This is a genomic window from Candidatus Poribacteria bacterium (assembly GCA_021162805.1).
Classification (GTDB): Bacteria; Poribacteria; WGA-4E; order B28-G17; family B28-G17; genus JAGGXZ01.
The window spans coordinates 1-11,809 of sequence record JAGGXZ010000045.1; the positions used below are offsets into that span (position 1 = coordinate 1).

The following is an 11,809-nucleotide window of genomic DNA, read 5'->3' on the forward strand; positions in this document are numbered from 1 at the left end:
AAAGCAAGGTATTATATATCTGATTGATCGTCACAGCACACCTCCTGAAGGGATTTTCCTGTATTATCCCTTTTATGTGCTGTGACTTTCAACCTCTACCTCATCTCCAAAACTGTCAGGTAGCTAGGTATGGATTTAAAGGAGGAAAATGGTGGAGGAATATATATTGATTACAATAACAAGGTCGACATCGAAGGTTGCTTGATAGTAGAAAACACAGCTCGGAATGCTCCTGCGATTTATTTTCAAGCCAACGAAGACGATAGCGAAAGGCGAATTAAGGGTAATCTCATCACAGGGAATATAGCAACGGGGCATCAGGGATCAACCTGCGCCGTTTACATCAGTGGCTATCCATCTGTCAACAACAACGATATTTACGGTAACACAGCAGATTACGAAGTCTATATCGGAAACAACTACACCCCGGGTAGAGTCGTTAACCTTAAGAACAATTATTGGGGCACGGCTGATGAATTTGAGGTGATAAGCAAGATCTACTGCTGGTTTAACGATTCCAACAGAGGTATGGTAGAATACCAACCTTTCCTAACTACACCTGTTTGGGAGGAAAAACAAGACACAACTCCGCCAGCGAAGATTCAAGATTTAACGGTTATCGGTAAAACTAAGACTTCTATCACCCTTCAATGGACCGCCCCAGGAGATGATGGAAACACCGGAAGGGCTTCCGCATACGAAATACGCTACTCCACGACGTCTCCGTTCAACTGGGATGACGCTACTTCTCTTTCTAATCCGCCAACGCCCCGACAGGCAGGCGCAACCGAACAGTTCACAGTGGGCGGACTCTCCCCAGGTACAACATACTATTTCGCTCTGAAAGCAGCCGATGAAGCTCATAACTGGTCAGAGATCTCCAATATAGCTGAAGGGAAAACAGAAACTCCGCAGGCCGCCACAAGTATGAAGAAGATCTCAGGGGATGGACAAACAGGGGTAGTCGGCACGATACTTCAACCGCTCGTCATTATGGTAACAGATCAAAACGGTAATCCAATAGCGGGGGTATCTGTAAAGTTTGAAGTGATAGAAGGTAGCGGAACACTGTCAACGGATGAAACCGTAACGGGTGACGATGGCAAAGCGAATGTTGAATTAACGCTGGGTAGTGTGCCTGGGACCGTGAAAGTGAAGGCGTATCTGAGGAACAAACCTGATGTATTCGTGGAATTCATATTGACAGCTACCCAGCAGACAGAAGGTTATCCTCCGATTGCTCCCAGACTTGATCTAGATACCGTCAGACCTGGACAGGAATTCTGGCTGGAAATTATTGTGGGAAGTAAAAACTATCCCGTTTCCAATCTCTTCGGGGTAAGTTTCGTTCTGAATTACGGTACCGATTATCTTGACGCTAAGGAGGCCTCTCAGGGCGATCTTCTGGAAAATGACGTGTTATTCCTCCCACCGACGGTTGATGATGTGAACGGTAAGGTTCCGATCGGCATAACCCGTAAAAGGCCAAATCCTGGAATTAATGGATTTGGTGTAGTGGCTAGGGTCAAATTCAAGATTGATGAAAACGCACCAAGGGATACTATCCTTAACTTCTCACTGAGCGAGGTAGTAGCTAAAGACCCAAATGGAAATGAAATACCGCTTACGCCTCAAACCTTACAAATTAAAGTTGGAATTACAATCATGGTCTGGCCTGGCGATACGGATAATGACGGGAAGGTTGACCAAACGGATGTTTTGCCTATCGGACTTCACTGGAATAGAGAGGGACCTGCAAGAACAAACGCGAGTATGAGTTGGCAAGGGCAAGCTGTAGAGCCTTGGGATCCAGAGGATGCCACTTATGCAGATGCGGATGGTAGCGGTAAGGTCGATCAGGCTGATGTGCTTCCTATTGGGTTGAACTGGAATCTAACACACGATAGCGGTGGTTCACCAGCTCCCACTGGATTCTCAGAGGATCGAACAGAGGCTACTTTAATACTACTACCACCTTATGCAAAGGCCGGAGAGGAGTTCTATGCTGAAATAGCGGTGATTCAACCCGATGAGATACTCGGTCTTAGCTTTGTTCTCAAATATGATCTCGACTTAGTGGACGTGCTTTCAGTTGAGAAGGGGGAATTGCTGGGCAGCGATGTCCTTTCCCTGTATAGAGTTGAAAGTGGTAAAATTTCGATCGGAATCACCCGTAAGGTAACCGCCGGAGGAGTAAGTGAAGCTGGCGTTGCTGTTAGAGTTAGAATGAGATGCCGAATGGAGAAGCGCACTGAAGCACGATTCGAGATGAACGAAATCATGATAAGCTATGCAAATGGGAAAATGAGAAAACAGAACGGAATACAAAAGATGCTTAAGCTTGTACCGACGAAAACAGCTCTGTTTCCAAACTACCCTAATCCGTTCAATCCTGAAACTTGGATACCATTTGCTCTGGCAGAGAATAGTGAAGTAATTGTGCGGATTTACAATCTACAGGGGAAGTTGGTTCGTGAGATGAACTTGGGCGAATTATCAGCGGGCTATTACCTGAGCAAAAACAAGGCGATCCGGTGGGATGGGCGGAATAAGGTGGGCGAGCGAGCAGCAAGCGGAATATACCTCGTGGAGATGAAAGCCGGAAAAAAGCGGTCTGTAAGGAGGATCGTTATGATAAAGTGACAAAGAGGTGGAACATGACCAGATCAGCGGTTACCATTATGGTTTCCCTCCCTTCCGAAGAAAAGAGGGAAGAGGGAAGGGCCAGAAGCGAGCTTGTGAGGGAAGCGCTGAGGAGATACTTCGAGGAGCAGGAGTGGTCACCCGCTGTTGAAAAGATCCGGCAGATGTGAGATAATATCGTCGGTTCAAATCGGTCGGAGAATCGGGGTCTCCTCGAGGTTAGCTAAGAAGAAAAACTAAAAAGGAGGGATGATGGAATGCGCCTGATGGCGTGCGTATCGATCGGTTTGATCTCCATCATGTTTCTTCCCCTATCGGAGGGCAAGACGCTGTTCGAGACCGACTTCAGCGAGGGTTTCGATGAGTCCAAATGGGTCGTGCTGGGCAACCCTGAAATCGAGGTGGTTGAGGACAAATCCGCACCGGAATACGGTCCGAAGGTCCTGAGCATCGATAACGGCGCCTCGATAATGGGCATCTACGTCAAGGACCTGGTCTTCGAGGATGGGATCATCGAGATATTGTGGAAGGATATGGAGGTGAACCAGAATCCCGATAGGGACGCTGACGGACCGCTGTTCGCCAGGGCCGACATAGAGCAATCGGTTCAGAAGAAGATGTGGGTGGGATACGTGATGGAGCTGGATGCCGATTCGGGTTTCCACGTGAACGTGGGGGACGGAGCGCAGGCCCCCGTGCTCGCCATCTTGCCCGATCTCAGAAGCAAAGGGGAATGGAACTGGGTGAAATGGAGGTTGAAGGGCAACTCATTACAGCTCAAGACCTGGAACGCCGGCGAGCCTGAACCTGAGAAGTGGATGCTGGAGGCGGAGGATAAAACCTACTCCTCCGGCGAGGTCGGGATACAGGTGTGGTCCGGGAAGATCCACGTCGCCCTCTTCAGGGTGACAGATCTGGAGGGACCCTCCCCGGTCGAACCGGAAGATAAGCTGTCGACGATATGGGCGAGCGTGAAACTCCGCTGAAAATCTCCCTGACTTTGACGGCGCTGTTCGCCTTGGCCCTCTTCGTGACGGTCTGGCGAGGGTATTCGTTCGGCATCTCCGATCATGCCGTGCACATACCGTTCATGAAGCATATCATCGACCCGACCCTGTATCCCAATGACCCGATGATAGCGACCTCCAAGAGGTATGTCAGCTATTTCCCCCTGTTCCTCTCCGTTCTGATACGGATCTTCGGAAACCTGGAGATCATCTTCTTCACGATCCATCTGATCTCCGTGACCCTGTTTCTCCTCATTCTGTATCGGCTGAGCCTTCAACTGTTCGATGACCGGTTCAGCGCCGTCCTGCTGCTCACACTGATGTTGCCTAAGAGGCTGGTGCTCGGCAAAGGCGCCATCTACCTGGGAGGGATGTATCCATCGTTCGTCCTCCTGCCCTTTGGTCTTCTCGCCATACACCTCTTCCTGAAGGGGAAACGCGTGATGGCGTTTTCGATCCTGGGTGCGACGGCAAACTTCCACATGCTCGTCTCCTTCTACGCCTTCTGCATGTTGAGCCTTTGCACGCTTTTCGAGGTCGGCCGTGATCTGCTCCGCGGCCGTCGGGAGGCCGGCTTAAGGAGGTTTCTGATCGAACGGATCGTTTTCCCGTTCTCCGCTTATCTGATCCTAGCGTCGCCCGTCCTGATATGGAGTTTGAGGTCGTATACACCCGCGACGGACGAGTGGGTGAGACTGCTGAGGATTCGATCCTCCCATCACAGTTTCCCCTTCTCCTGGAGGAGGGAGCGCTTCGTGGATTACCTCATGCTGCTCGCCTTTTTCGTTCTAGCCATGCGCTATAAACCTCCATCCGCCTTTCACAGGAGGGTGATCCTCTTCTGCTGTGCGATCACCCTCCTATGCATTTTAGGTGTGATCTTCGCGGAATATCGTCCGGTACAGCTTATCCTGCGCGCTCAACTGTTCCGGAGCACGGTATACCTAACCATCTTCTCTATGCTCTACATCTCCAACTACCTGAGGAGGGTATGGGAGGGATCAACCTTTCATAAGTTAGTCGCTCTCCTGAGTTTCGCCGTCCTCTTCTTCCCGCAGTATTATCCCTTTGTCCCGCTCGCCCTCGCCCTGTTGTTAGCCCTCGAATGGAGGGAAGGGGACAGACATCCCGGCGTCCTGATGATCGTTTTAGGATCGATGCTGTTACGAATGTATGTGAAACATACTCAATTCCCTGGCTCGGTCGCGTTCGATCCCATAGTTGGCCTTTTGAGGACGATCTTCGAGAACCGCCTGCTTCTTTTGGCCCTCATGATGGTGCTTCTATCGCTGTGGGTCAAAACGATCCCCTATCAAAGGCTAAAGCTCGGTTTGACCGTGCTGATCGCCGGTTTCTCCCTCATATACTTAGCTCCGGCCGCTTTCTCCCTGTTTCATCCACCCGACAGGTTCAAGGAGAGTTGGCGGGATGTGCAGCTTTGGGCCAAGCGAAACACACCGAGGGACGCCCTGTTCATCACGCCACCTTACAGGGAGGGGTTCAGGATATTCTCCGAGAGGGGGATAGTCGGGGATTGGAAGGATGGGACGCAACAGTATTTCGATATCGAATACTCATACGAGTGGTGGAGGCGGATGAGGGATCTCGGCGGGGGAGGAAGGGGGTATGACTCGCTATCTGAGGAACGATATATCGATCTGGCCAGGAAATACGGCGCCTCATACCTGGTAGTGCCTAAAGGTAGAAGGCTTGATCTGGAGAAAGTTTACGAGAACGGAGGGTATGCCGTCTATCGGTTGCCCATCTCCATAACAAAACGCCATCGCTCTTATTTCCCTTGAGTGTAGTATCTATGGCCAATTGTCCGCCGTCCACAATAAATGACGACAAATGACAATATAATGACCTATAAGCGGCGGAGGGTAGCTTTAAAAATCTCCGCTACACTCAGCGATAATATGAGCGAACGTCCTTGAAGGCAAAGGAGGGAAAAATGCCTGGCTCTGAGGAAGAACGAATTCGCAGATTGCTGGAGGGAGTAAACGCGGAGCGGATGCGGGCGGAGCTGTTTTATCTCGCTAAAGACCCGCTTCCCTTCCGCAAGCTGAACTTCACCCTGCCTGGGCACGGGAAGAACACGCTTTATGAGGCGGATGACCACATCCAATCTCAGCTGGAAGCCTGTTCTTACACCGTCTGGAGGGAGGAATGTAAGGTTCAGGCCTTTCGACCAGGTGCGGTGAAACCTCAGTTTGAGCGACCCCATCCGGATGATCCCTGGTATGTCGCCTACAACCTATATGCCGAGCGGAGAGGGACGGTATATCCCGACGAGATCATACTGTTGCTCTCGCATAAGGATTCGCAGAGCTGGATCGACTCGCCCGGCGCTTACGATAACGCCGTCGGCACGGTCGCCAACATGGAGATCGCCCGACTCCTCTCCGATTACGAGCCCAAACGCACGATCCGGTTCCTCTTCTGTAACGAGGAACATACGCCTTGGACCAGCCTCACAGCAGCGAAAAATGCCAGGGAACGAGGCGATAACCTCATCGCCATCATCAACATCGACAGCCTCGGGGGCAAATCGCAGGAGGCGATAGAGGCCGGGTTGAAGACCAATGTGACCCTTTACACCACCCCAGAGGGTGAGCGGCTGGCGGATCTGATGATCGAGTTGAACGAACGGTATCACATCGGACTCGTTCAAAGCAAGGCGCGCCGAGAGCGACCGGGCGATGACGATGGTTCGTTCATCATGAAGGGATTCTCGGCGGCGGTGGTGAACGTCGGCTCTTTTCCCTACGCCGATCCGTGTTACCATCGGGAGTGCGACGAACCGGGGAGGGTGGACATAGTCAACGTGCGCCTCGCGACCCAATTGACGCTCGCCGCCTGTCTGTATCTGGATGCTCACGGTTTCCCCGAGGGGGAATCATGAGTTCATATGGGGAGGCGGTCGATGGGAGACTCCTCTGGGAATATGCCGACCGGGTGCACATCTGTTGGGGTAAATCCGCCATCGGGGACATCGACGGTGACGGAAAGTTGGAGATCATCTTCGGAACGGAGTACGCTAATTCCAATGGCACCTCATCCGTTGTGGCGCTCAATTATGATGGAAACGTGCTATGGCGATATGACGGCATCCCCGGCGATTGCGGATCCAGCAAGGACATCTCCCTTTGTCAGCTCGTCTTCGACGTAGACGGCGACGGAAAGAAGGAACTCCTCGTCTTCTGCGGTAATGGAACTATAACGGCATTTACCGATTTCTGACTGAAACGTCCCGTCTACATGATTATGAAGGAGAAAGTTCCCCAACAGGCTAACAGGCAGGGCTTTTCAATGATTTGGCATAATCAGGCGTGGTAAGGGCGTTTCCCTGTGCGTGCCTCCGAATCCGGCAGGCACGGGGCCTGCCGCTACAGCGCCAGCGGAAAGCGTTGAAAACCCCTGGCTAACAGGCTTGAAAACCCACCCCTTGGTATGTTATAACATAAACCAGATGAGGAGGTGAGGCATGACCCTTAAGGAGAAATTGCTCGGGGATCTGAAACGGGCTATGAAGGAGAAGGACAGATCCGCCCTGAACGCCATCCGGATGATCACAAATGATATAAAGAACCGGGAGATAGAGCTGCGAAGGGAACTAGATGACGGAGAGATCGCCCAGCTTATATCAGCCCAGGTGAGAAAACGCGAAGAGGCCATAGAACAATTCCGAAAGGGCAGCAGGATGGACTTGGTTGAGGAGGAAAGCAGACAGGTGGAACTCCTGAAAAGCTATCTGCCAAAGCCCCTCTCACAGGAGAAACTCTCTCAAATGATAGATGAGGCGATCGAGGAAGCGGGTGCGAAATCCCCGAAGGATTTAGGTAAAGTCATGCGTCTGATAATGCCTAAGGTAAGGGGCAGGGCGGACGGAAAACTCGTAAATCAGATGGTTCGGAATAAGCTCGGGGGATGAAGGGCGAAAGGGTTATCCTGGTTGCCGATAACGATAAGAGGCTTAGAGAAGCGATATCCTACGCTGTGGATGCTGAAGGATGTCGTGTGATACCGGTTTGTAATCAGATCGAGGCGCTCAATTGCTTGGAGAGAGAGAACGTCGATGTAGTGATAGCTGCCCTTAAGGAGCCAGATATAGACGGCATAAAGCTGCTAGAGGTGGCTAAGTTGAGAAATCCCGATGTCGGAGTGGTCCTTGTGACCGAGCGAAACACGATAGATGTGGATTTGGCGGTTAAGGCGATGCGGGCGGGCGCGACCGATTTCCTCACCAAACCGGTCAACCTGGATAAGCTCGCCATCATCATCAATCGGGTCTTCCAACAGCAACGCCTTATATCCGAGAACAAAGAGCTACACAAGCAGATCGAGGAAAACTACGACCATCTGTTAACGGGACGATCCGAGAAGATAAGGGAGCTGAGACGTAAAATCTCTCAGATAGCCCCTACCAACGCCACAGTTTTAATACAAGGTGAAAGCGGCACCGGTAAAGAGTTGGTCGCACGGGCCATTCATCTGCATAGCTTCCGAAAGGATAAACCCTTCATCGCTTTCAACTGTGCCGCCCTCAACGAGAACCTGGTCGAAAGCGAACTTTTCGGTCACGAGAGGGGAGCCTTCACAGGCGCATACAGAACTCGTATGGGCAGATTCGAGCTCGCCGACGGCGGGACGCTCTTCCTAGATGAGATCGGCGAGATGGATCTCAGGGTGCAGGCGAAGCTGCTTAGGGCTCTAGAGACAGGTGAATTCGAGAGATTAGGCGGCACGAAGCCGATAAAAGTCGATGTCAGAATCATTGCCGCCACGAATAAGGATCTGGAGAACGAGGTGAAAAGAGGTAGGTTCAGAACCGATCTCTATCACAGGCTTAAGGTCGTCACCGTTCAGATGCCACCTCTTAGAGAGAGACGAGAAGATATTCCTCTCCTGGTTGAGAGATTCATCGAGGAGTTAGGCCGGAAGAACGGCAAGAGGGTTAAAGGCATAACCGGAGCTGCCCTTAAAGCGCTGATGAGATACGATTGGCCGGGAAACGTAAGGGAGCTCAAAAATTGCATCGAGAGCGCCCTGGTGGTGACCGATGGGGATAAGATCACGCTTGACGATCTGCCCGATCACGTGTTACACTCCATCGGACGGAAACCCATGGATATCCCTCCCGCTCCCGCCACTCAATCCGATCGCCTCGGCCCCGCTTATCCCAGGATCCAGGTCGGAATGAGCATGGAGGAGGTCGAGAGAGAGATCATAAGGGCAACCCTTGCATATACCGGCAACAATAAAACCCTTGCGGCCAAGATCCTCAATATCGGCAAAAAGACGATCTTCAGGAAGATCAAGAAGTATGGGATTAAGATGGATGAGATAGAAGGGTTGTGATAGAATGCAATGGCTCTCAACTTTTATGTTCGTCATTCTACCCTCTTTTGTTCTTTTAGGTTTGGGAACTGTTCTGCTCAGGTTCTTTCGAAAGGGTAAAGAGGAAGCTCATTCCCAGGAATCCCACGAGAAGGATCAGGAGGATGAGCTGGCTACCGCTGTTTCAATTCTCAATGCCAAAGGTCCCGTCGAATACTGCGCATATCTGGCCTCGCTTGTCAGAAAGCATCTCAGCCAGAAATATGAAATAGAGGCCGGAAGCATGACCACCGGTGAGATAATCTCGAAGCTGCTGCATAATCTGTCAAACGTCGATGCCGATTATGCCGGTGAGATACTAAGAATGTGTGAGATGGTGCAGTTCTACGGATATAAACCTTCCAGATCCGAGATCAAGCATCTCTATCAATTGGCCCGCAAACTGGTCTCTGAACGTGAAGAAGATGCGCCCTCAGGATGAAGCTTCGATCGAAAGGCTTTTGGAGGAGATCTCCAAGGTCATAGTCGGTCAGGAACATCTCATCGAGGGGTTGATAATCGGCCTGTTCTGCGCAGGTCACATCCTGATAGAAGGTGTTCCTGGGTTGGCCAAAACGACAGCCGTTAAAACCTTAGCTTCAGCCATCGATGTCGAATTCAACCGGATCCAATTCACACCCGATCTCCTACCGGCAGATCTGATAGGCACGATGATCTACAATCCGGCCGATAGAAGCTTTCATCCCCGAAAAGGACCTATATTCACCAACCTGCTTCTGGCGGACGAGATAAACAGGGCACCGGCTAAGGTTCAGAGCGCTCTGCTTGAAGCTATGCAGGAGAGACAGGTCACAATAGGCGATATCACCTTTCCACTTCAAGAACCCTTTATGGTGCTGGCCACGCAGAATCCCATAGAACAGGAGGGAACTTATCCGCTCCCGGAGGCGCAGATCGACAGGTTCATGTTAAAGCTGAAGCTCGACTACCCCTCCAGAGAGGAGGAGCTTAAGATCATGAGGCGGATGAGCAAAGGGGAGGAGTTCAAAGTGGAACCTGTTATCGGAGCCCCAGATATACTGCGCATGAGGGATGAGGTGCGCAAGATCTACATCGACTCGAGGCTGGAGGAGTACATTGTGGATATCGTTCGGGCAACCAGATCTCCCTCCCAATTCGGCTTGGCCGATCTCGAACCGCTTATCGAATACGGGGCATCACCGAGGGCAAGCATCTATCTCTCGATGACCTCTAAAGCACATGCATTCTTACAGGGACGGGATTTCGTCCTGCCCGAGGACGTACAAGCCATGGCGATGGACGTGTTGAGACACAGGATCATCCTATCCTATGAGGCCGAAGCGGAGGAGATAACGCCGGAGTGGATCATCACCCGGATCCTTGAAACGATTGAGCTTCCATGATCTGCAATCCCAGGGATATCGCCTCTTTAAGTCGAAGAGCGTTTTCGAAGAGCGTTCCTCCTTTATGAAAGAGACTGCTCGTTCCGGCCACCAGGATATCCGCCCCGGCGGCGATCATCCCGGGTATATTCTCAAAGCTGACGTTACCGTCCACCTCTATGGGTATGTTCAGCTCGCTTTCATCGAGGAATTTCCTGCAATCTTTTATCTTGCGAAGGGCATAGGGAACTGCCTTCTGACCGGAGAAACCGGGGTTTACGGTCATGATGAGGACAAAATCGATCCGCTCCAATACATATGTGAGGGACGAGATCGGTGTCGAGGGATTAAGCGCTGCCCCAGCTTTGATCCCATGTTCCCTAATGAGCGACAGAAGGCGATCAAGATGGATGGCCGATTCGACGTGAACAGCGATCTGATCAACTCCGATGGGGATCAACCTCTCGATGAAAAGCTCGTTATTCTCCACCATCAGATGCACGTCAAACGGTAGATCGGTTATAGATCGGAGCTGTTCCAAGATCGCCAACCCCAACGGTATATTCGGGACGAAGTGCCCGTCCATCAGGTCGAAGTGAAGAAGATCCACACCGATCCTCTCCAGACGACGAACCTCATCCTCCAAATGACATAGATCGGCGCACATCAGTGAAGGCGAAATCTTAACGGAGTTCGCCATCTATGATATCCCTCCGGGGTCAAGCCCACGCTCGGGAAATCCCCATATTCCGAATTATACTGAATCGTTAAAAACCCTGTCAATGATTTGAAAATTCCTTCCGGAAGTAGTATAATTAAAGAGCCCCCCTGAATGGGACGTCCTTCCGCGTTATTCCCGGTCGGGGAAAACAACAAACGACAGAGGTGAGGTGAAAAGGTGATCTTTTTAGCAACGTCGGTGTTAATCCTGGCCCTGACGGCAAGTGAGGGCGAGGTTTACATCCCTGATATGAACCTTCAACCCGATGTCAGGCAGATCTCCGTTCCCGTGAAAGTCGAAAACGTAAAAGGGGTGATGGCGATCTGGCTGGAGATAGATTTCGATCCGATGATGCTTGAAGCCACTAAGATCCTCCTCTCAGATGCGACGAAAGGGATGATAAGCTCGACCAATATAACGAACGGGACGGTTATGGTCGCGATGGCTGGGATCAACCCGATTGACCTGGACGGCGAACTCTTCAAGATCGAGTTTAAATTGACCGACAAAATGAAGGAGGGTGTGGTGACGAAGCTGAAGATAGTAAAAGCCGATTTCAATGAGGGTGCTATCCAAGTGGAGACAAAGGACGGCCGGATATCTCTAGGTAAACCGTCGGCCGTTGTGCCTAAACATAAGAGGATAAGCATATGGGCTGAGATGAAAAAAGCAGGTTAAATCCGCAAGGGAGGTGA

Annotated in this window: 12 protein-coding genes; 11 read left to right on the top strand and 1 reads right to left on the bottom strand. The window is 51.2% G+C overall.

Annotated features, from left to right (window positions below):
- Positions 1-129 precede the first annotated feature (129 nt).
- The 10 genes from J7M22_03140 to J7M22_03185 all read left to right on the top strand — a co-directional run bounded on the left by J7M22_03140 (position 130) and on the right by J7M22_03185 (position 10,414).
- A complete protein-coding gene (locus tag J7M22_03140; GenBank protein ID MCD6505600.1) occupies positions 130-2,643 on the top strand; it encodes an Ig-like domain-containing protein in 2,514 nt (837 codons plus the stop codon).
- 14 nt (positions 2,644-2,657) lie between these two features.
- Positions 2,658-2,813, top strand: coding sequence for a hypothetical protein (locus tag J7M22_03145; GenBank protein MCD6505601.1), 156 nt, complete (start codon positions 2,658-2,660; stop codon positions 2,811-2,813).
- Between the two features lie 87 nt (positions 2,814-2,900).
- Positions 2,901-3,629, top strand: a complete 729-nt coding sequence (locus tag J7M22_03150; GenBank protein MCD6505602.1) for a hypothetical protein — start codon at positions 2,901-2,903, stop codon at positions 3,627-3,629.
- A complete protein-coding gene (locus tag J7M22_03155) occupies positions 3,605-5,452 on the top strand; it encodes a hypothetical protein (protein ID MCD6505603.1) in 1,848 nt (615 codons plus the stop codon). Before J7M22_03150 ends, J7M22_03155 begins: the two co-directional genes overlap by 25 nt.
- Positions 5,453-5,604: 152 nt before the next feature.
- A complete protein-coding gene (locus tag J7M22_03160; protein MCD6505604.1) occupies positions 5,605-6,555 on the top strand; it encodes a M28 family peptidase in 951 nt (316 codons plus the stop codon).
- Positions 6,552-6,893: a hypothetical protein gene (locus J7M22_03165; protein MCD6505605.1), complete on the top strand. Its 342-nt coding sequence runs from the start codon at positions 6,552-6,554 to the stop codon at positions 6,891-6,893. Before J7M22_03160 ends, J7M22_03165 begins: the two co-directional genes overlap by 4 nt.
- A gap of 244 nt (positions 6,894-7,137) precedes the next feature.
- Positions 7,138-7,584, top strand: a complete 447-nt coding sequence (locus J7M22_03170; GenBank protein MCD6505606.1) for a GatB/YqeY domain-containing protein — start codon at positions 7,138-7,140, stop codon at positions 7,582-7,584.
- On the top strand, positions 7,581-9,011 hold the full coding sequence (locus J7M22_03175) for a sigma-54-dependent Fis family transcriptional regulator (protein ID MCD6505607.1): 1,431 nt from the start codon (positions 7,581-7,583) through the stop codon (positions 9,009-9,011). The genes J7M22_03170 and J7M22_03175 overlap by 4 nt, the downstream gene beginning before the upstream one ends.
- Before the next feature lie 61 nt (positions 9,012-9,072).
- The gene (locus tag J7M22_03180; GenBank protein ID MCD6505608.1) at positions 9,073-9,471 is read left to right on the top strand and encodes a hypothetical protein; all 399 of its coding nucleotides are present in this window, start codon (positions 9,073-9,075) and stop codon (positions 9,469-9,471) included.
- A complete protein-coding gene (locus J7M22_03185; protein ID MCD6505609.1) occupies positions 9,455-10,414 on the top strand; it encodes a MoxR family ATPase in 960 nt (319 codons plus the stop codon). Before J7M22_03180 ends, J7M22_03185 begins: the two co-directional genes overlap by 17 nt.
- Here the strand turns inward: J7M22_03185 and rpe are convergent.
- Positions 10,380-11,093 carry a ribulose-phosphate 3-epimerase gene (gene rpe / locus J7M22_03190; protein MCD6505610.1) on the bottom strand — a complete coding sequence of 238 codons (714 nt, stop codon included), beginning with the start codon at positions 11,091-11,093 and terminating at the stop codon, positions 10,380-10,382. The two genes, J7M22_03185 and rpe, sit on opposite strands and share 35 nt — an antisense overlap.
- Positions 11,094-11,291: 198 nt before the next feature.
- On the opposite strand from rpe, the gene J7M22_03195 reads away from it, so the two are divergent.
- Positions 11,292-11,792 carry a hypothetical protein gene (locus J7M22_03195; protein ID MCD6505611.1) on the top strand — a complete coding sequence of 167 codons (501 nt, stop codon included), beginning with the start codon at positions 11,292-11,294 and terminating at the stop codon, positions 11,790-11,792.
- The last annotated feature ends 17 nt before the right edge of the window (positions 11,793-11,809 follow it).

Coding starts and splice junctions, on each gene's coding strand:
- J7M22_03155 (MCD6505603.1), top strand. CDS start 3,605: ATGGGCGAGCGTGAAACTCCGCTGAAAATCTCCCTGACTTTGACGGCG.
- rpe (MCD6505610.1), bottom strand. CDS start 11,093: ATGGCGAACTCCGTTAAGATTTCGCCTTCACTGATGTGCGCCGATCTA.
- J7M22_03170 (MCD6505606.1), top strand. CDS start 7,138: ATGACCCTTAAGGAGAAATTGCTCGGGGATCTGAAACGGGCTATGAAG.
- J7M22_03145 (MCD6505601.1), top strand. CDS start 2,658: ATGACCAGATCAGCGGTTACCATTATGGTTTCCCTCCCTTCCGAAGAA.
- J7M22_03140 (MCD6505600.1), top strand. CDS start 130: ATGGATTTAAAGGAGGAAAATGGTGGAGGAATATATATTGATTACAAT.
- J7M22_03160 (MCD6505604.1), top strand. CDS start 5,605: ATGCCTGGCTCTGAGGAAGAACGAATTCGCAGATTGCTGGAGGGAGTA.
- J7M22_03165 (MCD6505605.1), top strand. CDS start 6,552: ATGAGTTCATATGGGGAGGCGGTCGATGGGAGACTCCTCTGGGAATAT.
- J7M22_03150 (MCD6505602.1), top strand. CDS start 2,901: ATGCGCCTGATGGCGTGCGTATCGATCGGTTTGATCTCCATCATGTTT.
- J7M22_03175 (MCD6505607.1), top strand. CDS start 7,581: ATGAAGGGCGAAAGGGTTATCCTGGTTGCCGATAACGATAAGAGGCTT.
- J7M22_03185 (MCD6505609.1), top strand. CDS start 9,455: ATGCGCCCTCAGGATGAAGCTTCGATCGAAAGGCTTTTGGAGGAGATC.